This is a genomic window from Stenotrophomonas sp. YJH_SMC_32 (assembly GCF_059369975.1).
The window spans coordinates 1-24,793 of the sequence record NZ_JCAFTE010000007.1 but is presented as its reverse complement, the minus strand read 5'-3'; the positions used below and the strand labels follow the sequence as shown (position 1 = coordinate 24,793).

Annotated in this window: 15 protein-coding genes and 1 pseudogene; 10 read left to right on the top strand and 6 right to left on the bottom strand. The window is 66.4% G+C overall.

The genetic code is table 11. The features are described 5' to 3' along the window. Positions 1–7: 7 nt before the first annotated feature. The 9 genes from recJ (at position 8) to AC5P7S_RS10995 (ending at position 16,037) form a co-directional block, all read left to right on the top strand. Entirely contained in the window at positions 8–1,765 is a 1,758-nt protein-coding gene (gene recJ / locus AC5P7S_RS11035; RefSeq protein ID WP_095378836.1) for a single-stranded-DNA-specific exonuclease RecJ, read from the top strand. Between the two features lie 143 nt (positions 1,766–1,908). Further along, positions 1,909–4,821 carry a DUF2135 domain-containing protein gene (locus AC5P7S_RS11030; protein WP_095378839.1) on the top strand — a complete coding sequence of 971 codons (2,913 nt, stop codon included), beginning with the start codon at positions 1,909–1,911 and terminating at the stop codon, positions 4,819–4,821. Between the two features lie 252 nt (positions 4,822–5,073). Next, positions 5,074–6,199, top strand: a protein-coding gene (prfB, locus tag AC5P7S_RS11025; RefSeq protein ID WP_111008336.1) for a peptide chain release factor 2 whose coding sequence is annotated in 2 segments (ribosomal slippage) — positions 5,074–5,148 and positions 5,150–6,199 — 1,125 coding nt in all. Because the reading frame shifts where the segments join, the coding sequence is not laid out codon by codon here. 45 nt (positions 6,200–6,244) lie between these two features. Continuing rightward, complete coding sequence (locus AC5P7S_RS11020; RefSeq protein ID WP_065177619.1) at positions 6,245–7,027, top strand: helix-turn-helix transcriptional regulator; 783 nt, start codon at positions 6,245–6,247, stop codon at positions 7,025–7,027. A 727-nt stretch (positions 7,028–7,754) separates the two neighbouring features. Then, positions 7,755–9,140, top strand: coding sequence for an NAD-dependent succinate-semialdehyde dehydrogenase (locus tag AC5P7S_RS11015; protein ID WP_005416385.1), 1,386 nt, complete (start codon positions 7,755–7,757; stop codon positions 9,138–9,140). Between the two features lie 63 nt (positions 9,141–9,203). Further along, complete coding sequence (locus AC5P7S_RS11010; protein WP_095378844.1) at positions 9,204–10,844, top strand: acetolactate synthase large subunit; 1,641 nt, start codon at positions 9,204–9,206, stop codon at positions 10,842–10,844. 160 nt (positions 10,845–11,004) lie between these two features. Beyond that, a complete protein-coding gene (gene lysS, locus AC5P7S_RS11005; protein WP_053499438.1) occupies positions 11,005–12,516 on the top strand; it encodes a lysine--tRNA ligase in 1,512 nt (503 codons plus the stop codon). Positions 12,517–12,720: 204 nt separating this feature from the next. Then, positions 12,721–13,866 (top strand): cyclic di-GMP phosphodiesterase response regulator RpfG, encoded by a 1,146-nt coding sequence (rpfG, locus tag AC5P7S_RS11000; protein WP_032954148.1) that lies wholly within the window; start codon positions 12,721–12,723, stop codon positions 13,864–13,866. Then, positions 13,863–16,037 carry a response regulator gene (locus AC5P7S_RS10995; protein ID WP_053499435.1) on the top strand — a complete coding sequence of 725 codons (2,175 nt, stop codon included), beginning with the start codon at positions 13,863–13,865 and terminating at the stop codon, positions 16,035–16,037. The genes rpfG and AC5P7S_RS10995 overlap by 4 nt, the downstream gene beginning before the upstream one ends. 70 nt (positions 16,038–16,107) lie before the next feature. Here AC5P7S_RS10995 and AC5P7S_RS10990 read toward each other — a convergent pair whose 3' ends face one another. The 5 genes from AC5P7S_RS10990 to betI all read right to left on the bottom strand — a co-directional run bounded on the left by AC5P7S_RS10990 (position 16,108) and on the right by betI (position 22,927). Beyond that, positions 16,108–16,980: a crotonase/enoyl-CoA hydratase family protein gene (locus tag AC5P7S_RS10990; RefSeq protein ID WP_095378847.1), complete on the bottom strand. Its 873-nt coding sequence runs from the start codon at positions 16,978–16,980 to the stop codon at positions 16,108–16,110. A gap of 161 nt (positions 16,981–17,141) precedes the next feature. Continuing rightward, a complete protein-coding gene (locus tag AC5P7S_RS10985) occupies positions 17,142–18,818 on the bottom strand; it encodes a long-chain fatty acid--CoA ligase (protein WP_095378849.1) in 1,677 nt (558 codons plus the stop codon). A gap of 223 nt (positions 18,819–19,041) precedes the next feature. Then, positions 19,042–20,724 carry a choline dehydrogenase gene (gene betA / locus AC5P7S_RS10980; RefSeq protein ID WP_061479282.1) on the bottom strand — a complete coding sequence of 561 codons (1,683 nt, stop codon included), beginning with the start codon at positions 20,722–20,724 and terminating at the stop codon, positions 19,042–19,044. Positions 20,725–20,825: 101 nt separating this feature from the next. Continuing rightward, positions 20,826–22,298: a betaine-aldehyde dehydrogenase gene (betB, locus tag AC5P7S_RS10975; protein WP_095378851.1), complete on the bottom strand. Its 1,473-nt coding sequence runs from the start codon at positions 22,296–22,298 to the stop codon at positions 20,826–20,828. Positions 22,299–22,336: 38 nt separating this feature from the next. Beyond that, entirely contained in the window at positions 22,337–22,927 is a 591-nt protein-coding gene (betI, locus tag AC5P7S_RS10970; RefSeq protein WP_005416394.1) for a transcriptional regulator BetI, read from the bottom strand. A gap of 170 nt (positions 22,928–23,097) precedes the next feature. Between betI and AC5P7S_RS10965 the strand changes: the two genes are divergently transcribed. Next, positions 23,098–24,648: a BCCT family transporter gene (locus tag AC5P7S_RS10965; RefSeq protein WP_005416395.1), complete on the top strand. Its 1,551-nt coding sequence runs from the start codon at positions 23,098–23,100 to the stop codon at positions 24,646–24,648. 30 nt (positions 24,649–24,678) lie between these two features. Here the strand turns inward: AC5P7S_RS10965 and AC5P7S_RS10960 are convergent. Further along, positions 24,679–24,793 (bottom strand): annotated as a pseudogene (locus tag AC5P7S_RS10960) (IS110-like element ISStma4 family transposase); the annotation flags it as partial.

Genomic DNA, 24,793 nt, shown 5'->3' with positions numbered 1-24,793 from the left:
GATGCCGATGTCCCTTGCCGCCGATGCTGCGCAGCCGCCCTCTGATACACCGCTGATCCGCCGCCGCGATGCGGTCGTGCCCGGCAGCTGGCCAGAGGGCACGCTGCCATTGCTGGCCCGACTCTATGCCAGCCGTGGTGCGGGAACGCCAGAGCTGGCGCTGCCGAAACTGGGCAGCCTACACGCGCCCGAGCTGCTGACCGGTATCGATGATGCAGTGGGCCTGCTGATCGAAGCCATCGCCAACGACAAGCGCATCCTGGTGGTCGGCGATTTCGATTGCGATGGCGCCACCGCCTGTGCGGTCGGCGTGCGTGGCCTGCGCATGCTCGGCGCGCAACGCGTCTTCCACGCGGTGCCGAACCGCATGGTGCATGGCTATGGCCTGTCACCGTCGCTGGTGGAAGAGTTGGCCGCGCTGCAGCCGGACCTGCTGGTCACGGTCGACCACGGTATTGCCTGCCATGCCGGTGTCACCGCGGCCAAGGCGCGCGGCTGGCAGGTGCTGGTCACCGACCACCATCTGCCGGGGCCGCAGCTGCCGCCGGCCGACGTGATCGTCGATCCCAACCTGGATGGCGATGCCTTCCCCAGCAAATCGCTGGCCGGTGTTGGTGTGATCTTCTATGTGCTGATGGCGCTGCGCCGGCATATGCGCGAGGCCGGCGTCTTCGCAGATGGCAAGGGGCCGGACCTGACCACGCTGCTGGATCTGGTGGCGGTGGGCACCGTTGCGGACCTGGTAGCGCTGGACCCGAACAACCGTGCGCTGGTCAGCGCAGGCCTGCGCCGTCTGCGCGCAGGGCAGGGCTGTGTCGGCCTGCGTGCACTGATCGAAGCCAGTGGCCGGGATGCCGCGCGACTGACCGCCACCGACATCGGCTTCGCACTCGGCCCGCGCCTGAACGCGGCGGGCCGGCTGGAAGACATGGCGCTGGGCATCGCGCTGCTGCTCACCGAAGATCCGCGCCAGGCGCGCGAGATCGCGCAGACGCTGGAGCAGATCAACGCGGAACGCCGCGCCGTGCAGCAGTCGATGACCGACGATGCCGAGCAGGCCCTGACCCGCGTGGTGCTGGACATGGCCGGGCAACGGCCGGTGGCCGCCTGCCTGTTTGATGCCGACTGGCATCCCGGTGTGGTCGGCCTGGTCGCTTCGAAGATGAAGGATCGCCTGCATCGCCCGGTAATTGCCTTCGCTCCGGCCGAACCGGGCGCCGACACGCTGCGTGGCTCTGCGCGCTCGATTCCCGGGCTGCACATCCGTGACGCGCTGGCGCTGGTCGATGCGCGCCATCCGGGCCTGATCGACCGCTTCGGCGGTCACGCCATGGCGGCCGGCCTCAGCCTGCGGCTTGACCACGTTGATGACTTCAAGGCCGCCTTCGTCGCCGTGGTGCTGGAAATGCTCGACCCGGCGGCACTGCAGCAGCAGGTGCTCAGCGACGGCGAACTGGCCGCGGACGAGCTCGATCATCGCCACGCCGATGCGCTGCGGTTGGCCGGCCCATGGGGCCAGGGCTTCCCCGAACCCCTGTTCGACGGCCACTTCGAAGTGGCCAACTGGCGCGTGCTGAAGGAGCGCCATCTGAAGCTGGAACTGCGCCTGCCGGGCGTGCCTGGCACGATCAACGCGATCCACTTCGGCGGCTGGCACGGCAATGCGCCCGGCCGACACGTGCACCTCGCCTACCGGCTGGCCTGCGACGACTATCGCGGCGGCAGCGCCATCCAGCTGATCGTGGAGCACTGCCTGCCCGCCTGAGAAAAAGGGGACGGAGGGGATTAAGTCGCAACTGGCAAACAGGGCATAAGCGACTTAATCCCCTCCGTCCCCTTTTTGGGTCTCCCAACCCCGTTACGGCTGCTGGTGCGTTCAAGGGTCCACGATCCCACTGGAGTCCGGTCATGGTCTTCGCCCGTTGCTGCATTGTGTTGTTGCTGGCCCTTGCGGCCTTGCCCGCTGGCGCGCAGTCGCCGCCGATCTCCCGGCCGCAGGCCGCCACGCCGCTGCTGATCGCACCGGCGGCTGAGCAGGCGGTCCAACTGCGACACGCCCGCATCGAGGGCGGGGTCCAGGCGGGCATCGCCCAGACCCGGATCATCCTGGAATTCCACAACCCGAACCGGCGCGTGCTGGAGGGTGAGCTGCAGTTCCCCCTGGCCAATGGCCAGCAGATCAGCGGCTTTGCGCTGGATATCAACGGCGAGATGCGTGACGCGGTGCCGGTGCCGAAGGACCGCGGCCGCCAGGTGTTCGAGGAGATTGCCCGCCGCGGCGTTGACCCGGGCCTGCTGGAACAGACCGCCGGCAACCAGTTCCGCCTGCGCATCTATCCGCTGCCGGCCGGCGGCAGCCGGCGCGTGCAGCTGGTGATCCGCGAGCCATTGGCCTTCGCCGGCCAAGGCTGGCAGTGGACGCTGCCGCTGCAGTTTGCCGCCGGTGCAGCATCGGTTGAACTGAAACTGCAGGCACCTGGCACGACCACCGCAGGTACGGCGCCATTCCGCATCAGCGCGGGCCAGCTGCAGTGGCAGGGCAAGGGGGCGCAGCTGCCGAAGCAGCTGCAGTGGGATCTGCCGGCGACCCGCCAGGCACAGGTGCAGGTGGCGCCCTGGCAGGATGGCCACTATCTGCTGGCGCAGCTGCCGGTGGCCGCCAGCAGCACGCCGCGCAAACTGCCGAGCGAAATCGGCCTGCTGTGGGATGGCTCCGGTTCGGCGGGCCAGCGCGATCACACACGTGAGTTCGCCCTGCTGGATCGCTATTTCGCTGCGCTGCGCGACGGCACCGTGGCCTTGACCGTGCTGCGCGATCGCGCCGAGCCGGTGCGTCGCTTCCGCATCCGCGCCGGCAACTGGAGTGAACTGCGCGCAGCCCTGCAGGCCGTGCGCCCGGACGGTGCCAGCGCGCTGGCACAGTGGCAGCCGCAGCCGGGCGTGAAGGAATACCTGCTGGTCAGCGATGGCCTGTTGACCTATGGCCCGGAACAGCTACCGGCGATGGCACCCGATCAGCGCCTGTTTGCGGTCAGCAGTGCCGGTGCACGCACCGATGCCGTGCGACTGCGTGGTTGGAGTGAGGCGCATGGCGGTCGCTTCATCGCGCTGGGGAAGGATGTCGATGCGGCGGCGCACGCGTTGCTGGCGTCCCCGATGGATGTGCAGGTCGATGCGGGACGCGGCGTGCAGGATGTAGTGATCGATCGGCGCAGTGAAGCCCACGGCTGGCTGTGGCTGCACGCACGACTGGCAGCCGACGGTGTGCCGATGCGGGTGCGCGTGGGCGACGGCGAGTGGGAAGCGCTGCCAGCGACGCAGAAGAGCAAGGACGGTGAACTGCTGGCCGGTTTGTGGGCGCAGGCGCGCCTGCAGCAGCTGGCCGCCGACCGTCGTGGCAACCGCGAGGCGATGCAGCGCCTGTCACAACGGTTTGGCCTGGTGGGGCCGGATACCTCGCTGATCGTGCTGGAGACGTTGGACGACTACCTGCGCTATGCGATCCGTCCTTCTGGCACGCTGCGCGCGGAGTACGACGCCAGGTTTGCAGTGCAGGTCAGGGATCGCGCCGCTGGGGATCGCCAGCGCCTGGATGAAGTGGCCGCCCGCTGGAAGGAGCGCCAGCAGTGGTGGAACCGTAGCTGGCCGAAGGATGCGCCGCCGCAGGCCAAGGAAATGGCGCTGGACGTTGCATCCGCAGACTACGCAGCCGAATCCGCACCCGTGGCGATGCTGGCAGCCCCTGCACCTGCTGCTCCGCCCGCCCCTGCACCGACGGCAGCAGCGGCCGAGCAGCGTATGCAGGCCGCCAGCGCACGCGCGCGTCGTCCGGCGCCCGCGTCGGAGAATGCACTGGATGCGATTGTGGTCACCGGCGGCACGGTCGATGCCGCTGCGGTCGCCAACGATGGCCAGCTCGGCATCCAGCTGGCGGCCTGGCAGCCGGACTCGGCCATCGCCCGGCGCCTGCGCCAGGGCCCGCCGTCGCAGCTCTATGACCGCTATCTGGCCGAGCGCGATGCCCACGCCGACAGCAGCGCCTTCTTCCTCGATGTGGCCGACCTGCTGCTGGAGCAGGGCCAGCGCGAGCTGGCACTGCGGGTGCTGTCGAACCTGGCCGAAATGGATCTGGACAACCGCCACCTGCTGCGCGTGCTCGGTTACCGACTGATGCAGGCCGATGCTCCCGCACTGGCGGTGCCGGTGTTCGAGCAGGTGCTGGCGATGGGCCAGGAAGAACCGCAGAGCTTCCGCGACCTGGGCCTGGCGCTGGCAGCGGCCGGCAAGCCACAGCAGGCACTGGCGCCGCTGTACCAGGTGGTGGTGCGGCCGTGGGACAGCCGCTTCGATGGCATCGCCCTGATCGCGCTGGATGAGCTGACCAACCTGGTGGCCGGCAGCACGCCCCGGCTGGATACCACCGGCATCGACCCGCGCCTGTTGCAGGCGATGCCGCTGGACCTGCGCGTGGTGCTGTCGTGGGACGCCGACAACAGCGACATGGACCTGTGGGTAACCGACCCGAACGGCGAGCGCGCCTACTACGGCAACCGGCTGACCTACCAGGGCGGGCAGATGTCGCAGGACTTCACCGGCGGCTATGGCCCCGAACAGTTCTCGCTGCGCAACGCCAAGCCGGGCAAGTACAAGGTGGAGGCGAACTACTTTGGCAGCCGCCAGCAACTGGTCACCGGCGCGACGACACTGATGCTGCGTCTGACCACTCATTGGGGCACGGCCAAGCAGAAGGATCAGATGGTGACGATGCGACTGAAGGACCGTGCCGAGACCGTGCTGGTGGGCGAGTTCGAGGTTAAATAGTCAACTGCCCCAAGTGGCCGTCCGAGGGTGGGCCAAGGAAGACCCTCGTCGACGCCGCTCTGGGGCAAGGAGGCCCTGTGTGGGGTCGGCTGCAGCCTGGCTGGCTCCCCGCGCCAAGGCGGGTACCGCCTGCCTGAATGCAGCGCCGACGCATCACGCTCGAGCCTCCCCGGCGCAGGCCAGGCCCTCATTCCGGGCGCCCACGGCCTGCGGTATCATTACCAGTCATCTTTTGAATGCATAACCGCCGACATGATCGAACTGAATCCTGTCCGCCAGCGCATCACCGATCTGACCGATCGCGTGCTGTCGCTTCGGGGGTATCTTTGACTACGACGCCAAGAAAGAGCGTCTTGAAGAAGTAACGCGGGAGCTGGAAAGCCCCGACGTCTGGAACAACGCCGAGTACGCCCAGAACCTGGGCCGCGAGCGTTCCAGCCTGGAAAAGACCGTGGGCGGGATCGCCTCGGTGCTCGATGGCCTGAACGACGCCACTGAACTGCTGGAGCTGGCCGAGTCCGAGCAGGACGAGGAGACCGCACTGGCGGTGGTCGCCGACCTCGACAAGCACCAGGCGCACGTGGAGAAGCTGGAATTCCAGCGCATGTTCTCCGGCGAAATGGACAATGCGGCGGCGTTCGTCGACATCCAGGCCGGTGCCGGTGGTACCGAAGCCCAGGACTGGGCCGAGATCCTGCTGCGTATGTACCTGCGCTGGTGCGAGTCGCGCGGCTGGAAGACCGAACTGATGGAAGTGTCCGGTGGCGACGTCGCCGGCATCAAGTCGGCCACGCTGCGCGTGGAAGGCGACTATGCCTATGGCTGGCTGAAGACCGAGACCGGCGTGCACCGTCTGGTGCGCAAGTCGCCGTTCGACTCGGACAACCGCCGCCACACCAGCTTCACCTCGGTGTTCGTGTCGCCGGAAATCGACGACAACATCGACATCACCATCAACCCGGCCGACCTGCGTACCGACGTGTACCGCTCGTCCGGTGCCGGTGGCCAGCACGTGAACAAGACCGAGTCGGCGGTGCGTATCACCCACATCCCGACCAACATCGTTGTGGCGTGCCAGACCGGCCGCAGCCAGCACCAGAACCGCGACAACGCGATGAAGATGCTGGCCGCCAAGCTGTACGAGCTGGAGATCCAGAAGCGCAACGCCGAAAAGGACGCGGTGGAAGCCACCAAGTCCGACATCGGCTGGGGCAGCCAGATCCGCAACTACGTGCTGGACCAGAGCCGTATCAAGGACCTGCGTACCGGCATCGAACGTTCGGATACGCAGAAGGTGCTGGACGGCGACCTGGACGAGTTCGTCGAGGCCAGCCTGAAGGCCGGTTTGGCCGTGGGCTCCAAGCGCGCCGATGCCTGATCGACGCGCCTGCGCGGATATCATCGCCTTCCGCAACGGAGGGCGATGATGCGCAGCGAAAGTGAACGCAAGGAACTCGGTAGCTTCCTGAAGGCCTGCCGCGCCCGTGTCGACCCCGCCACGCTCGGCCTCCCGGCCGGGCGGCGGCGCACCCCGGGCCTGAAGCGCGAGGAAGTGGCGCTGGCCATCGGGGTCAGTGTCAGCTGGTACACCTGGATCGAGCAGGGCCGCGAAGTGCGTGCCTCGCCCGAAGTGCTCGAGCGCCTGGCCAAGGTGCTGCGCATGAGCGACGACGAACGCGCCTATGCATTCGCGCTGTCCGGCTATGGCGTACCGCTGGAATCGCCGGACGAGAGCGTAACCGACGGCCTGCGCCAGCTGGTCGAAGCGATGCAGCCGATCCCGGCCTATGTGCGCAACACCCGGTTCGATATCCTGGCCTGGAACCCGGCCATCGCCGATCTGTTCGTGGACTACAGCCAGCTGGCGCCGCATGAGCGCAACACGCTGCGGCTGATGTTCCTGTACCCGCCGTACCGCACGCTGATCCTCAACTGGGAAGAAATGACCCGCGGCCTGCTGGCCGGCTTCCGCGCGGCGATGGCGCAGGCGCCGGACAAGGCGCCGTTCCTGGCGCTGGTGGAGGACATCGCCGCGCACAGCGAGGCGTTCCGGCGGTGGTGGCCGGAGCACGACGTGCGGCGGTTCGATGAAGGTGCGAAGAAGCTCAACCATCCCACGCGGGGATTGCTGGACCTGCAGTACGTGGCGCTGGTGCCGGAGAGCCGGCACGACCTTTCCCTGGTGACTTACCTGCCGCGGAAGTAGGGGTGTTCGGCAGGGCTTGCAGCCCTGCACCCGCAGAGGCCGAGCAACAGCAACAGCAACAGCAACAGCGGGCATTCCGTTGGATGGCGGGGCGGTGTGGGTTGGCAGGACACGCCGTAAACCCGTCCATGGGGGCTCGATGGCGCCATCCATGGCGCCAACGGTCCTGCCAACCCACACCGCCCCACCTCTGACAATTTCCCGCGGCTGTTGGCAGGTGTCGACCTTGGTCGACACATCTGTCAGATATCGAAAGAAATTCCGGGGTCAGATCCGTTTTCCCATGGAAAACGGATCTGACCCCAAGAGTATTTCCAACAGATCGCGGAAAACTGTCGAAGGCGGGGTGGGTCCGGTTGCGGGGGCGTGAGCGCCATGGATGGCGCGACCGAGGCTACATGGGTGAGGGCGCTTTGCTTGCGAAGCACTGCTTCGCAAGCGCCCGAACGCCCAGCCGCCGGCGGCTGGGCCGGACCCCGGAGGGGGATTCACGCCGTCCCCCGCAACCGGACCCACCCCGCCATCCCACGGAATGCAGGCCTTTGACCTTGACGTTGCCCTGGCCTCTGCGGGTGCAGGGCGCAGCCCTGCCAGGACAACCCACCCATTCAGACAGGTAAGTGCAGGTCACAGGATAAGCAGACGCCTTGTTGCCTCCGCCAATCGGGTCCACATTCCTGTGCAGAAGACGGGCCGCTGCCCGTTGCCGAGACAACAGGAGCCCTGCATGTCCGCTGCCCCCACCACCGCCATTTCCCGCGATCCGGCCACCGGCCAGCAGATCGCCAGCCACCCCTTCGCTACCGACGCCGAACTGGAAGCCATCCTCGATCGCGGCCAGGTCGGCTTTGCGGCCTGGAGCGTCAAGAGCCTCGAACAGCGCGCAGACGTACTGCGTGCGATGGCCGCCGTACTGCGGCGTGACCGTGAAAAGCTGGCCGCGCTGGCCACTGCCGAAATGGGCAAGGTGCAGGCCGAATCGCTGGCCGAAATCGAGAAGTGTGCCGTGCTGTGCGACTGGTACGCCGACCACGGCGCGCAGTTCCTGCGCGACGAACCGACCCAGGTGCCCGACGACAAGGCTTACGTGTCCTACCTGCCGCTGGGCGTGGTGCTGGGCATCATGCCGTGGAACTTCCCGTACTGGCAGGTGATGCGTGCGGCAGTGCCGATCCTGATGGGCGGCAACGGCTTCCTGCTGAAGCCGGCCGAGAACATCGTCGGTACCGCGCAGCTGCTCGACGCGGCCTGGCGCGATGCCGGGCTGCCGGAAGGCACCTTCATCGCCGCCAACATCAGCCGCGAGGGCACCAGCCGCGCGATCGCCGATGATCGCATCGCCGCAGTGACCCTGACCGGCAGCGTGGCCGCAGGCCGCAGCATCGCCGCCCAGGCCGGGCAGGCGCTGAAGAAGGTGGTGCTGGAGCTGGGTGGCTCGGATCCATTCATCGTGCTGGCCGACGCCGATCTGGACGCCGCCGTTGATGCGGCGGTGGCCTCGCGCTTCCAGAACACCGGGCAGGTCTGCATCGCCGGAAAGCGCATCATCGTCGAGGACGCGGTCTACGATCGTTTCGTGGCGCAGTTCTGCCAGAAGGTGCAGGCACTGACCATCGGCGATGGCCGCGACCCGGCCAACCGCATCGGCCCGATGGCGCGCCAGGACCTGCTGGAGCAGCTTGATGCGCAGGTACGGGCTTCGGTGGAGGCCGGTGCGCGGCTGCTGGTTGGCGGCCACCCGCTGGATCGCCCTGGAGCCTTCTATGCACCCACCGTGCTGGCCGACGTAGAGCCTGGCATGCAGGCCTTCGATACCGAGACCTTCGGGCCGGTGGCCTCGATCAGTCGCGCCCGCGACGCCGACCATGCGGTGGAACTGGCCAACCAGAGCGAATTCGGCCTGAGCGGCAACCTGTGGACCGGCGACCGCGCACGGGCCATGCAGCTGGCGCGCCGGCTGCAGACCGGCGGCGTGTTCGTCAACGGCTTCTCCGCTTCAGACCCGCGCGTGCCGATCGGCGGCGTGAAAAAGAGTGGCTTCGGTCGTGAGCTCTCGCACTTCGGCATCCGCGAATTCGTCAACGCGCAGACGGTGTGGTTCGACAAGCGTTGACGCGCAGCTTCCCTCCCTCCTGCAACGATCCACCATCAGTCCAGCGAAAAGGACGGTATTCCAATGTCCAAGGGTTCAGATCTGCTTGTCGCCGCGCTTGAGAACGAAGGCGTCGAGCGCATTTTCGGTATTCCCGGCGAAGAGAACCTCGACGTGGTCGAGTCGCTTCGTCATTCCAGCATCGAGCTGGTCATCACCCGCCACGAACAGGCAGCGGTGTTCATGGCTGCAACCTATGGCCGCCTGACCGGCAAGCCCGGCGTGTGCCTGGCCACGCTCGGCCCCGGCGCGCTGAATTTCACCACCGGCGCCGCCTATGCGCTGCTGGGTGCGTGGCCGGTGATCATGATCACCGGCCAGAAGGGCATCGTCGCCAGCAAGCAGGCGCGCTTCCAGATTGTCGACATCGTCGGCACGATGAAGCCGCTGACCAAGCAGGCGCGGCAGATCGTCTCGGCGCGCACGATCCCGACCATCGTCCGCGAGGCGTTCCGTGTCGCTCAGGAGGAGCGCCCGGGCCCGGTGCTGCTGGAGCTGCCCGAAGACATCGCGGCCGATGAGGTCGAGGGCGTGGCGCTGATTCCGCCGCATGCGGTGGACCGTCCCATTGCCAGCCCGGAGGCGCTGGATCGGGCGGCTGAGATCATCCGCAATGCCAAGCGGCCGTTGTTGATGATCGCATCGGCGGCGTCGCGACCGCAGTCCAGTGAAGCGCTGTCGGCCTTTGTGTTGCGCGCCGGCATCCCGTTCTTCACCACGCAGATGGGCAAGGGCGCGGTGGCCGGAGGTTCGGGCCTGTACATGGGCACCGCCGCGCTGAGCGAGCGTGACTACGTGCACATGGCGATCGACCAGGCTGACGTGATCGTGACCATCGGCCACGAGGTGACCGAAAAGCCGCCGTTCGTGATGCGCCCGGGTGGCCCGACCGTGATCCATATCGGCTACTCGCAGGCGGCGGTGGAACAGGTGTACTTCCCGCAGGTGGAGGTGATCGGCGACATCGGCCGTTCGCTCACCCAACTGGCCGACCGCATCGAAGGCGCGGTGCCGAACGCCGATGCTTTGCTGCCGCTGCGCGCGACCATCCTCGAGCATCTGGCCGACCGCGCCGAAGAGGCCGGGTTCACACCGCAGCGGCTGGTGCACGACGTGCGCCAGGTGATGCCGCCGGACGGCATCGTGGCGCTGGACAACGGCATGTACAAGATCTGGTTCGCCCGCAACTACCGTACCCAGGTCGCCAACACATTGCTGCTGGACAACGCGCTGGCGACCATGGGCGCGGGCCTGCCATCGGCGATCATGGCCTCGATCCTGTATCCACAGCGGCGGGTGCTGGCGGTGTGTGGTGATGGTGGCTTCATGATGAACAGCCAGGAGCTGGAGACAGCGCGCCGGCTGGGACTCAACCTGGTGGTGCTGATCCTCAATGACGGCGCCTACGGCATGATCCGCTGGAAGCAAGCGGTGGATGGCTTCACCGACTACGGCATGACCTTCAGCAACCCCGACTTCGTGAAGTATGCCGAGGCCTATGGCTGCAAGGGGCATGAGGTGACCGCCATCGAGCAGTTCATCCCGACCCTGCAGGCGGCCTTCAACGAGGGCGGGGTGCACCTGGTGTCGGTGCCGATCGATTACTCGGAAAACCAGCGGGTGCTGGTGGACGAGCTGCGCCAGGCGTTCCCCGGGAACAGGTAGATATCCAGGGGCCAGGTAGGGTCCCGGATGGGGTCAGATCCCTTTGCTGCGCAAAGGGATCTGACCCCTCTCCCGGCTTGGGCAGGGCGGTTTTGGTATGCTGGGCAACCGGCTGTGCCGGGCGCAGCATCCCCCCTCACTACACGATTCCCGCAGATCCATGAGCGAAGCTACCGATACCCCCCCCGTCGACGAGAACAAGTTGATCGCCGAGCGCCGTGAGAAACTCAAAGCGCTGCGTGGGCAGGGCATCGCGTACCCGAACGATTTCCGTCGTGAGGACTTCGCCGGCCGCCTGCAGGACGAATTCGCCGATGCCGAACAGTGGACCGCCGAGGCGCTGGAAGGCAACGGCCGCCAGGTGAAGATGGCCGGCCGCCTGATGGCCAAGCGCATCATGGGCAAGGCGAGCTTCGCGCAGATCCAGGACGAGTCCGGCCGCATCCAGCTGTTCCTGCAGGGGGCCGTGCTGGGCGATGCCTACACCGCGTTCAAGGGCTGGGACGTGGGCGACATCATCGCCGTAGAAGGTGGCCTGACCCGCACCAAGACCGGCGAGCTGTCGGTCAAGGCCGAGTCGATCCGCCTGCTGACCAAGTCGCTGCGTCCGTTGCCGGACAAGTGGCATGGCCTGGCCGACGTCGAGCAGCGTTACCGCCAGCGTTACGTCGACCTGATCGTCACCCCGGAGTCGCGCGCGGTCTTCATCAAGCGCTCGAAGATCATCCGCGCCATGCGTGCGTGGCTGGACAACCGCGACTTCCTGGAAGTCGAGACGCCGATGATGCATTACATCCCCGGCGGCGCGGCGGCCAAGCCGTTCACCACCCACCACAACGCGCTGGACCTGGACCTGTACCTGCGCGTGGCGCCGGAGCTGTACCTCAAGCGCCTGACCGTGGGCGGCCTGGAGCGCGTGTACGAGATCAACCGCAACTTCCGCAACGAAGGCGTCAGCACCCGCCACAATCCGGAATTCACCATGATGGAGCTGTACGAGGCCTATGCCACGTACAACGAGATCATGGACCTGACCGAAGGCGTGATCCGTGACGTGGCCAGGACGGTCAACGGCAGCACCGAGGTCGAGTGGGACGGGGCGAAGATCGACCTGGGCCCGGCGTTCCGCCGCTGGCGCATGGACGAAGCCGTGCGCCACCACAACCCGGAAATCTCGGTTGCCGACTGCACCGACCGTGACGCGCTGCTGCGCCATTGCGAGCGCTTGAACATCCGCGTCAAGCCGTCCTACGGCTGGGGCAAGCTGCTGCTTGAGATCTTCGAGGCCACCGTCGAGCACACCCTGATCCAGCCGACCTTCATCACCGACCATCCGGTGGAAGTCTCGCCGCTGGCCCGTGCCAACGACAATGATCCGGGCTACACCGACCGCTTCGAGCTGTTCGTCAACGGCAAGGAGCTGGCCAATGGCTTCTCCGAGTTGAACGACCCGGAAGACCAGGCCCAGCGCTTCCAGGCCCAGGTGGCCGCGAAGGAAGGTGGCGACGACGAGGCCATGCACTACGACGCCGACTACATCCGTGCGCTGGAGTACGGCATGGCCCCGACCGGCGGCCTGGGCATCGGCGTCGATCGTCTGGTGATGCTGCTGACCGGCAGCAGCTCGATCCGCGATGTGCTGCTGTTCCCGTACATGCGTCCGGAGCAGTAAGTCACCTTTTTGACTCCCGATTGTGCGCGCCGTCCCGAAACGAGACGGCGCGATTGACGCGTCCCGCACTCGGCGTATCGTAATTGCACTACCTTGACGCCTGCTATGGCTTGATCGGCGTTAGGGGAGGGCACGGTGTGGGGAGTCCGCTTCACATTGTGATGACGATCATGAATCGGGATGCACGACACGGGAGTCAGGCCGATGCAGGGTGCGAGCGTTCGCAGCGGCAGAGTATCCTCGCCTGCTGATGATCCAGCGTGGTCGAAAAACCAGGCAGAGTACGCGTTGAATATCGTCATCGTTGATGACCAGACTTCCGCCCGGACGATGCTGCGTCACGTCATCGAAGACATCGCGCCGGAACTGAGCGTGTATGACTTCGGCGATCCGCTGACCGCATTGGCCTGGTGTGAAGCCCATCCGGTCGACCTGCTGCTGCTCGATTACCGCATGCCGGAGATGGACGGGCTGGAATTCGCTCGCCGTTTCCGTCGGCTGCCCAAGCACCGCGACATTCCGGTGATTCTGATCACCGTGGTCGGTGACGAGCCGATCCGGCAGGCGGCACTGGAAGCAGGGGTCATCGACTTCCTGGTCAAGCCGATCCGCCCGCGCGAACTGCGTGCGCGCTGCTACAACCTGCTGCAGCTGCGCCAACAGACCGAGAACGTGAAGCAACGGGCGCTGTCGCTGGAGCAGCGCCTGCTGGCCAGCATGCATGAGGTCGAAGAGCGGGAGCGCGAAACGCTGTCGCGGCTGGCGCGGGCGATCGAGTTCCGTGATGCAGGCACCAGTGCCTATCTGGAGCGCATGGCGCGCGTGGCCGGCCTGATCGCCGACCAGCTCGGGCTGCCCGAGGAGGACGTGCGCCTGATCGAAATGGCTGCGCCGCTGCATGACATGGGCAAGATTGCCATTCCCGATGCGGTGCTGCTCAAGCAGGGCAAGCTCAACGAGGAGGAGCTTGCGATCATGCGCCGGCACCCGCGGATTGGCCATGAACTGCTGAGCGGCAGCCAGAATCGTTTCATCCAGGTTGGCGCCTTGATCGCACTGCGTCATCATGAGCGCTACGATGGCAGCGGCTATCCCGATGGGCTGGTCGGCGATGCGATTCCGCTGGAAGCGCGCATCGTGGCTGTCGCCGATGTCTTCGACGCCCTGATTTCGCCCCGTCCGTACAAGGAAGCATGGACCATGGAAGCCACCCTAGCTTATCTCTACGCCCAGCGTGGCCGGCTGTTCGATCCCCGATGCGTGGACGCGCTGCTGCGCGGCCGCGAACAGCTGGACCAGATCTGCGCCGAGCATTCGATGGCGTCCGCGCGCCCGGGGCTGGGCGCGTGAAACGGCTGTTGTCGCAGCTGCGGCTGCGCCTGTCCCAGCGCCAGGACAGCGAACACGGCCAGCAGATCGTCCGTATTGTCCTGATCAGCCTGATCCTGGCCTACGTGCTGTTGCCGGCGCCGCGCCACGATCTGCCGCACACGCAGTACGTGGGCGTGCTGGCGATCGTCTTGACCGGCCTGAGCCTGTCGCTGCTGCTGTTCGGCTGGCTGCTGTGGCGGCCGGCGCGTTCCGATCCCCGCCGCGTGCTGGGCATGCTTGCCGACTATGGCCTGATCGCTGCCGGCATGGTGCAGATGGGCGAGCCCCTGGCCTGGGTCTACATCGTGGTGATGTGGGTGACGGTCGGCAACGGCATGCGCTTCGGCAACCACTACCTGTACGTGGCGGTGGCGATGGCGATGGTGAGCTTCGGTTGCACGGTGCTGCTGACGCCTTACTGGCAACAGAATTTCCGTCTGGCCATCGGCCTCTGGCTCGGCCTGGCGGCGGTGCCGCTGTACTTCTCGACACTGCTGCGGCAGCTGACCGAAGCGATGGCCGAGGCGCGCCGTGCCAGCGAGGCCAAGAGCCGTTTCCTGGCCAACATGAGCCACGAGTTCCGCACGCCGTTGAACGGCCTCAACGGCATGACCGAAGTGCTGGCGACCACGCGCCTGGACGATGAGCAGCGCGAGTGCCTCAACACCATCCAGGCGTCGTCGCGCAGCCTGCTGGCGCTGGTGGAGGAAGTGCTGGACATCTCGGCCATCGAGGCCGGCAAGCTGCGCGTGGTGGCCGAAGACTTCGCCGTGGCCGACGTGATCCAGGCGATCGGGCTGATCCTGTTGCCGCAGGCCAAGGCCAAGCGCCTGGATTACCGGGTGAAGGTCGCCGATGGTGTGCCGCCCCGCGTGCGCGGAGACGTCGGGCACCTGCGGCAGATCCTGCTGAACCTGGCCGGCAACGCGGTCAAGTTCACCGATCACGGCCGGGTCGAAATCCGTGTCAGCGTGGTGCAGGCCGATACCAGTGGCGCGGTGCGGCTGCGCTTCGACATCCTCGACACCGGCATCGGTGTAGCGCCGGCCATGCGTGCGCGGCTGTTCGATGCCTTCGAGCAGGCTGACGTCAGCATGGCGCGTCGCCACGAGGGCACCGGGCTGGGCACGACCATCGCCAAGGGCCTGGTCGAAGCAATGGACGGCGATATCGGTTATCTGGAAAACCCGCCGCGCGGCAGCCATTTCTGGGTCGAGCTGCCGTTCGCGCCGCCGCAACCGCAGGTGCCGGGTGCGGTACCGAGCCTGACCGGCGACGACGACGCGGGGCCGGGTGGCAACGTGATCGCATTTGCCGACCCGTTCCTGCGCCATCGCGCCCGCGTGCGCAGCATGCAGATCCTGGTGGCCGACGACCACGAGGCCAACCGCATGGTCCTGCAGCGCCTGCTGCAGAAGGCCGGGCATCGCGTGCTGTGCGTGGACGGCGGTGAGGCAGTGCTGGATGCGCTGGCCGACAGTGAATTCGATGCGGTCATCGTCGACCTGCACATGCCGGGCATGAGTGGGCTGGACATGCTGAAGGAGTTGCGGGTGATGCAGGCCGGCGGCGGTCCGCGCACGCCGGTGCTGGTGCTCAGCGCCGATGTTACGCCCGAGGCGATCCAGCGCTGCACCCAGGCCGGGGCGCATGCTTTCCTGGCCAAGCCCGTGGTGGCGGTGCGCCTGCTCGATACCCTGGCCGAGATCGCCAGCAACGCCCAGCTGAAGACCATGGCCGCACCGGTGGTGCGACCGATGGCGCTGCAGGATGGGGTGCTCGACAGCAGCGTGCTGGACGAGCTGGCCTCGCTGGGGATGGGCGAGGGCTTCGAACGTGAGTTCATCCGCCAGTGCCTGGAGGACGTGGCGAGCTGCATGGGCAAGGCCGAGCAGGCCGGCGAGGCCACGCAGTGGGATGTGTTCCGCGAACAATCCCATGCGATCAAGGGTGTGGCCAGCAACCTTGGCCTGATGCGCGCGTCGAACCGTGCCGGCGAGCTGATGCGGATGGCTGACTGGCAGCTCAAGACCGAATGGCGCCAGCGCCTGGGCATCCTGCAGGAAGCGATCAAGGAAGGCCGGCGTGCACTGGAGGCGCGGGCCGAACGCCGCCTGCGTGGCGCTGCTGACGATGGCGAGGCGCGCTGAACCACGGCAAGGCCCATAAAAAAAGCCCGGTGGCCAACCGGGCTTGAACCCATCCTGGGGGAGGGATGAATCAGGCCGCGTCGAGACTGGCGCGACGGGTCTGGGCCTTGATCAGGCGATCCATGGTGCGCAGAGAGCGGTCGCCGAGGGCCAGGGCGGAATCGACCCATACCTTGGTGATCTCCAACAGTTCGTCATAGCTGACAGGCTGGGCAATGCTGCGTGCGGCGTTCATTGCCAGGTAGGACTGCGGGGTGCGCTGCTGCTGGCGGATCAGTTCCTCGACGGCCGCCCGGCCTTCGCCCTTCTTCACCAGCACGTCGACCACGCCTATCGCATGCATTTCCTCGGCGCTGTAGACCCGGCCGTCGAGGATGATCTTCTCGGCCAGGTGTGGTGACACCCGGCGGCACAGGAAGGAGTAGGCGCCCATACCCGGGAACAGGCCGAACAGAACTTCGGGCAGGCCGAGGCCGCTGCCTTCCTCGGCGACGATGGTGTGGCAGGCCAGGGCCATTTCCAGGCCACCGCCCAGGGCGTCGCCCTGGATCAGGGCGATCGAACGGACATCGCCGCCGAACCCGGTATGCAGGTGGTGCACGCCCTCAACGCAGCGCTGGGCGTAGCTCAACAGGAGGTCGCGGTTGCCTTCGCGGATCAGGCGGGTGAACAGGTCCAGGTCGCCGCCCAGGTTGTAGGCGACGGCATCGGAGGCCAGCACGAAATGCCGCAATGTTCCGCTGTGGCGTTCGGCAGGGCTGCGGGTGATGGCCGCCATGTAGCTCCACATCTCGTCGAGCATGTCCTTGCGGCAGCAGGGGCGGATCCCAGTGGCGGCATCGGCGTGCATGAACAGCCAGTGGGCAGCGCCGTCGGCGCTGTCTTCGGTGCGGATGGTGGCGAACGGTGAGCCGCTTGAAGGCAGCTTTTCGATGGTACTCATGGAAGGGTCCTCGGCATGCGGCCCGCAGTGTCAGGTGGGTGGCCGGCGGGCCGAACGGTCCACACACGCGGCGATGCTACACCGCCCCAGGGGCGTCGCATGCGAAAGGGCCCGGGACGTTTCCGCCCCGGGCCCTGCATCGTTCAAATTGCCGCAAACCCTTACTGGGCGGGCGTATCGCGGAGTTCGCGGCGGAGGATCTTGCCGACATTGGTCTTCGGCAGCTCCTTTCGGAATTCAACGATTTTGGGGTGCTTGTAGCCGGTCAGGTTGGCCCGGGCATGCTCCTTGACCATTTCGGCGGTCAGGTTCGGGTCCTTCTTCACGATGACCACCTTGACCACTTCCCCGGACTTTTCGTCCGGCACGCCGACCGCGGCCACTTCCAGCACGCCCGGCATCATCGCGATCACGTCCTCGACTTCATTCGGGTACACGTTGAAGCCGGACACCAGGATCATGTCCTTCTTGCGGTCGACGATGTAGAAGAAGCCGTGTTCGTCCATCTTCGCCATGTCGCCGGTATGCAGCCAGCCGTCGGCATCGATCGCCTTGGCGGTTTCCTCCGGGCGCTGCCAGTAGCCCTTCATCACCTGCGGGCCCTTGATGCAGAGCTCGCCGACCTCGCCCAGCGGCAGGATGGCGCTGTTGTCGTCCTTGATGCAGGCATCGGTGGACGGGATCGGCAGGCCGATCGAGCCGTTGTACTCGGTCAGGGTGAGGGGGTTGATGCAGGCCGCCGGCGAGGTTTCGGTCAGGCCATAGGCCTCGACCAGGGTTACGCCGGTGACCTTCTTCCAACGCTCGGCCACGGCGCGCTGCACCGCCATGCCGCCGCCCAGGGTGACCTTCAGCGAGGAAAAGTCGACCGTGTCGAAGCCGGGGGTGTTGAGCAGGCCATTGAACAGCGTGTTGACGCCGGTGATGGCGGTGAAGCGCACCGACTTGAGCTCCTTGACGAAGCCCTTCATGTCACGCGGATTGGTGATCAGGTGGTTGCAGCCACCGAACTTCATGAAGACCAGCCCGTTCGCGGTCAGTGCGAAGATGTGGTACAGCGGCAGGGCGGTGATGATCCACTCCTTGCCCATCTCGATGCCCGACGCACTGATCCAGGCCGAGGCCTGCTGCATGTTGGCGATCAGGTTGCGGTTGGTCAGCATCGCGCCCTTGGCCACGCCGGTGGTGCCGCCGGTGTACTGCAGGAACGCAATGTCGTCGTGGTCGATCTCGACCTGGGGCAGGCTGTGGCGGCTGCCGATCTTGAGCGCCTGGCGGAAGCGCACCGCGCCCTTGAGATGGTAGTTGGGCACCATCTTCTTGATGTACTTCAGCACGAAGTTGACGATCACGCCCTTGGCGCCAAGCAGGTCGCCCAGGCCGGTGGTGACCACGTGCTTGACCGGAGTATCGGCGATGACCTGCTCGACGGTGTCGCCGAAGTTGTCGACCACCACCAGTGCGGTCACGCCGGCATCGATCAGCTGGTGCTTGAGCTCGCGCGCGGTGTACAACGGATTGACATTGACCACGGTCAGGCCGGCGCGCAGCACGCCGAAGGTGGCCACCGGGTACTGCAGGCAGTTGGGCATCATCAGGGCGACGCGGTCACCCTTCTTGAGCTTGAGCTCTCCCAGCAGGTAGGCCGCGAACTGATTGACCAGCGCGTCGGTCTCGCCATAGGTGAGGACCTTGCCGAAGCTGGAGTAGGCGGGACGGTCGCGGAATTTCGCGACGGAAGCGTCGAAGACCGAAGCTACCGAATGGAACTCGTTGACGTCGATCTCGGCGGGAACGCCTTTCGGATAGCTCTGCAGCCAGGGACGATCCAGACTCATATTCCCCCTCCAGGAATCGTGATGTATTAGGTTCCGGCCCTGAGCGTATCGACAATGGCCGGTCATTGCAGCATACCCCGCCGTAGGGAAAACGCGAAGAGGCCCCGAAGGGCCTCTTTGCTGGGTAGTGCCGGCCGCTGGCCGGCATCTGCGCTCGATAGGCGATCCAGCGGATGCCGGCCAGCGGCCGGCACTACCGCACCCCACAGGCGGGCCGCTTGCGTCAGCCTTGCTTGCGTACCGGTGCGCCGTTGGCCTTGTAGTACGGCGCAGTGCTGCGGGCCAGCGGGGTGCGGCCGCGGATCACGTCGGCCAGCTTCTCGGCCATCATGATGGTCGGCGCGTTGAGGTTGCCGGTCACCACCTGCGGCATGATCGAGGCATCGACGATGCGCAGGCCTTCCAGGCCGTGCACGCGACCCTGGCCATCGACCACCGCCATCGGGTCATCGGCATGGCCCATCTTGTTCGAGCACGACGGGTGGTAGGCGGTTTCGGCATGCTCGCGCACGAATGCATCGATCTGCGCGTCGGTCTGCAGTGCACTGCCCGGCGAGATCTCGCGGCCGCTGTACGGGGCCAGCGCCGGCTGCGCGAAGATCTCGCGGGTGATGCGGATCGCCGCGCGGAATTCGCGCCAGTCCTGCTCGTGCGACATGTAGTTGAACAGGATGCTCGGATGTTCGCGCGGGTCCTTCGAGCGCACATGGATGCGGCCACGGCTGGGCGAGCGCATCGAGCCGACGTGCATCTGGAAGCTGTGCGCCTTGATCGGGTTGGAGCCGTTGTAGTTGATCGCCACCGGCAGGAAGTGGTACTGCAGGTTCGGCCAGTCGAATTCGGCATCGCTGCGGATGAAGCCACCGGCCTCGAACTGGTTGCTGGCGCCGATGCCGGTGCCCAGGAACAGCCACTCGGCACCGATCGCCGGCTGGTTGTACAGCTTCAGCGCCGGCGCCAGCGACACCGGCTTCTTGCATTCGTACTGCAGGTACATCTCAAGGTGATCCTGCAGGTTGGCGCCGACGCCGGGCAGGTGGTGCACCAGGTCGATGTCGAGGCTGCGCAGCAGGTCGGCCGGGCCGACGCCCGAGCGCTGCAGGATCTGCGGCGAGGCGATGGCGCCGCCGCACAGCAGCACCTCGCGGCGGGCGGTGGCACGCTGCGGCTGGTCGTGGTGCAGCCACTGCACGCCCACCGCGCGCTTGCCCGAGAACAGGATGCGGTCGGTCAGCGCGTGGGTGACGATGGTCAGGTTCGGGCGTGGCTTGGCCAGGTCCAGGTAGCCGCGGGCGGTGCTGGAGCGACGGCCCTTCGGGGTCACCGTGCGGTCCATCGGGCCGAAGCCTTCCTGCTGGTAGCCGTTGAGGTCGTCGGTGCGCGGGTAGCCGGCCTGCACGCCGGCTTCGACCATCGCAGCGAACAGTTCGTTGTTGCCGGCCTTGGGCGTGGTCACGCGCAGCGGGCCGTCGCCACCGTGGTAGTCGTTGGGGCCGATGTCGCGGGTTTCGGCCTTGCGGAAGTAGGGCAGGCAGTCGAGGTAGGTCCAGTCTTCCAGGCCCGGCATGCTGGCCCAGTTGTCGTAGTCCATCGCGTTGCCACGGATGTAGCACATGCCGTTGATCAGCGACGAGCCACCCAGGCCCTTGCCGCGGCCGCAGTCCATGCGGCGGTTGTTCATGAAGGGCTCCGGATCGGTCTTGTACGCCCAGTTGTAGCGCTTGCCCTGCAGCGGGAAGGCCAGTGCAGCCGGCATCTGGGTACGGAAGTCGAGCCGGTAGTCCGGGCCACCGGCTTCCAGCAGCAGCACGCTGACATCGGCATCTTCGGTGAGGCGGGTGGCCAGCACGTTGCCGGCTGAACCGGCGCCGATGATGATGTAGTCGTACTCGTTATGGGTGCTCATGGGTGTCTCCTGCAGGCCGGGGCGCGCTGCATGCAGGCGTCCCGGCGGAATGTCGGATCGGCGCGGTGGCCGGACGATGGGGCGTGCTCGGGGCGCGCCGGTCAGAACACGCTGGCGTAGTCGCCCAGCTCGACCTGCACCGACTTGATGCGGGTGTAGTGGCCGAGGGTGGAGATACCGTTCTCGCGGCCGACGCCGGATTCCTTGTAGCCACCGACCGGCATTTCGGCCGGCGATTCACCCCAGGTGTTGATCCAGCAGATGCCGGCTTCCAAGCGATGGATGATGCGGTGGGCGCGGCTGATGTCCTTGCTGACCACGCCGGCAGCGAGGCCGAAGGTAGTGTCGTTGGCACGACGCACCACTTCGTCTTCGTCGTCATAGGCGAGGATGCTCATCACCGGCCCGAAGATCTCTTCCTTGACGATGGTCATGTCATCGCGGCAGTCGGAGAACACGGTCGGCAGCACGTAGGCGCCCTGGGCCAGCGCACCTTCGGTGGCACGGCCGCCACCCGTCAGCAGGCGGGCACCTTCGGCCTTGCCACTCTCGATGTAGCGCAGCACGTTTTCCATGTGCGGGAAGCTGGTCAGCGGGCCGAAGTTGGTGTCGGCGGCCATCGGGTCGCCGATGCGGATGCGCTTGACGCGCTCGACGACGGCCGCCTCGAATGCGGCCAGCATGCTGCGCGGCACGAACACGCGGGTGCCGTTGGTGCAGACCTGGCCGGAGCTGAAGAAGTTGGCCATCACCGCAATGTCGGCGGCGCGGTCCAGGTCGGCGTCGTCGCAGATCACCAGCGGCGACTTGCCGCCCAGTTCCATGGTCACTTCCTTCAGCGACGAGGACGCCGCGCTGGCCATGACCTTCTTGCCAGTGGCGACGCCACCGGTGAAGGAGATCTTTTCGATCACCGGGTGCTCGGTCAGCCACTGGCCGATCTCGCGGCCCGGGCCCTGCACGACGTTGAACACGCCGGCCGGCACGCCGGCTTCGGTGTAGATTTCGGCCAGCCGGATCGCGGTCAGCGGGGTCACTTCGGACGGCTTGAACACCATCGCGTTGCCCGCGGCCAGCGCCGGTGCCGACTTCCACATGGCGATCTGGATCGGGTAGTTCCATGCGCCGATGCCGGCGACCACGCCCAGCGGCTCGCGACGGGTGTAGAAGAAGCTCGATTCGCGCAGCGGCAGCTGGATGCCTTCGATGGCGGTGGCCAGGCCGGCGTAGTACTCGACCACGTCGGCACCGGTGACGATGTCCACGGTGGTGGTCTCGGCCAGCGCCTTGCCGGTGTCCAGGGTTTCCAGGTGGGCCAGTTCGTCGTTGCGCTCGCGCAGGAGCTCGACGGCGCGGCGCAGGATGCGCGAGCGCTCCATGGCGGTCATCGCGGCCCACACCTTCTGGCCTTCGGCTGCGCTCTGCACGGCACGTTCGACGTCGGCCTGGCTGGCGACCTGCACCTCGGCGATCACCTCGCCGGTGGCCGGGTTGACGGTCTTGAAGGTCTTGCCGCTGGTGGCATCGACGCGCTGGCCGTGGATGTAGAGCTGTTGGACGGGCAGGGTGGTCATGGGGCGTACTCCTTGGAAGGGGGCGGGTGCTGGAGCGCTTATAGCGCGACAGCCTGCAACTGGAAGTCGATGTAGCCGTAAGCGATGCGCCGGGACTTCTCGGCGTTGAACTGGCCGCCGACCAGGCTGCCGCGCAGCCACAGGCCATCGATCATCGCGGCCAGGCCGCGGGCAGCCAGGCGGGCCTGCGGGTGGGGCAGCAGGCGGTTGAACTGGTGGCACAGGTTGGAGAACAAGCGCTGGTCGTTGGCGCGCTGCAGCCGGGCCAGTTCCGGCTGGTGCATGCTGGCGGCCCAGAAGGTGAGCCAGACGCGCATCGCGGTGCCGTTGATCTGGCTGTCGTCGAAGTTGCCATCGACGATGGCGCGCAGCTGCTCGCGCGGATCGTCGCCGGCGTCTGCGCGGTAGCGGGCGACGGCGTCCTTCAGTTCGCGCAGGATCTGCCGCATTGCAGCATTGAGCAGGCCGTCCTTGTCGCCGAAGTAGTGGGCGACGATGCCGCTGGACAAGCCCGCCTTCTTCGCGATGGTGGCGACAGTGGCATCGGCCATGCCGATCTCGTCGATGGTCTGGAAAGTGGCCCGGATCAGCTGTTCGCGCCGTACCGGTTCCACGCCTTTCTTCGGCATTGTCTCTCCACGGTTTGCGACCCGAAGGATCGGGCTGCCCGCCATTATGCTTTTTATTGATTGAACGTTCAATCAATAAACCCTAGGATGCGCTCGCGCCCCACGCCATGGGCCCGGTTTACCGGTCCGGCCCCGCCCATGTGCTCCCTCGGACTTGATGAGACGACCCCATGTCTTCCCTGGCTCATCCCAAGCGTTCGCCCCTGCGCTTGAACCGTTTTGTCTTCCTCAGCTCCTCGGTGTCGATCGGCATCCTCGGGCTGCTCACCGTTCTCTATCCCGAAGGCAGCGAGCACTGGCTGCAATGGGCGCAGGCCGAAGTGTCGGCCGCGTTCGGCTGGTGGTACATGCTGCTGATCGTGCTGTGCCTGGGCTTCGTGCTGTGGCTGGCGTTCTCGCCGTACGGCCGCATCCGCCTGGGCCACAACGAGGAATCACCGGCCTTCGGCTATGTCGCCTGGGTTTCGATGCTGTTCTCGGCCGGGATCGGCATCGCGCTGCTGTACTACGGCGCCTACGAGCCGCTGGATCATTTCCTCAATCCACCCGGGCAGCCCGGCGGCACCGTGGCCGCCGGCCGTGAAGCGATGGTGCTGACCTTCCTGCACTGGGGCCTGCATGGCTGGGCGCTGTATGCGCTGGTCGGCGTGGCACTGGGCTATTTCGCCTATCGCCGGGACCTGCCGCTGGCGCTGCGCTCTGCGTTGTACCCGGTCTTCGGTGAGCGCATCCACGGCCGCATCGGCGACATGGTCGATGGCTTCGGCATCCTGGCCACGCTGATCTCGATGGTGACCAACCTCGGCATCGGCGCCCTGGTGGTACAGTCCGGCCTGGTCTACCTGTTCCACATCCCGGATACGCCGCAGGTGCTGGTGGTGATCGTGCTGGTGATGATGGTCGTGGCCACCATCGGCGTGGTGGCCGGCGTGGAAAAGGGCATTGCCTGGCTGTCCAACCTCAACGTGCGCCTGCTGTGTGGCCTGCTGCTGTTCGTGCTGGTCACCGGCCCGACCCTGCACCTGTTCGATGGCCTGATCCAGAACACCGGCGATTACCTCGGCGCGTTCGTGCGCAAGAGCTTCGACATGTACCTCAACGACCCCAAGGGCCGTGAGTGGATGGGTTCGTGGACGCTGTTCTACTGGGCGTGGTGGATCGCCTGGGCGCCGTTCGTCGGACTTTTCGTGGCGCGCATCTCGCGTGGCCGCACCATCCGCGAAGTGATCATGGGCGTGCTGCTGATTCCGCTCGGCTTCACCCTGGCCTGGCTGTCGATCTTCGGCAATACCGCCATCGACCTGGTGCTCAACCATGGCCAGGCGATCCTGGGTGACGTGGCCCAGCATGATGCAGCGATGACCTTGTTCAAGCTGCTGGAATACCTGCCTGCGGCGCCGTACGTGGCCGGTGCTGCGGTGGTGATCGGCTTCGTGCTGTTCCTGACCCCGGTCGACTCGGGCACGCTGATGATCGCCAACCTGTGCACCCGTCGCGTTGACGATGGCGTGGAAGATGGCCATGACGCGCCGATCTGGCTGCGCGTGTTCTGGGCCGCCGGCATCACCGTGGCCAGCGTCGGCCTGCTGCTGGCCGGCAACTTCAGCGCGATGCAGACGGCGGTGGTGCTGTGCGGCCTGCCGTTCTCGTTCACCCTGGCGTTCTACATGTGGGGCCTGTTGAAGGCCCTGCGCACCGACCCGGATGCGCCGCGCCGGTGAGCGCTTCTGTAGATACCGTGTTGCCCTTGCCTAGGCAAGGGCGCCGTCAGGCTCAAATGGGCGGCCGCTTTTCAGTACGCCCCAAACCAGATGGATGAGCTTGCGCATCACCGCACACATGACGACCTTGAAGGGCTTTCCTTTC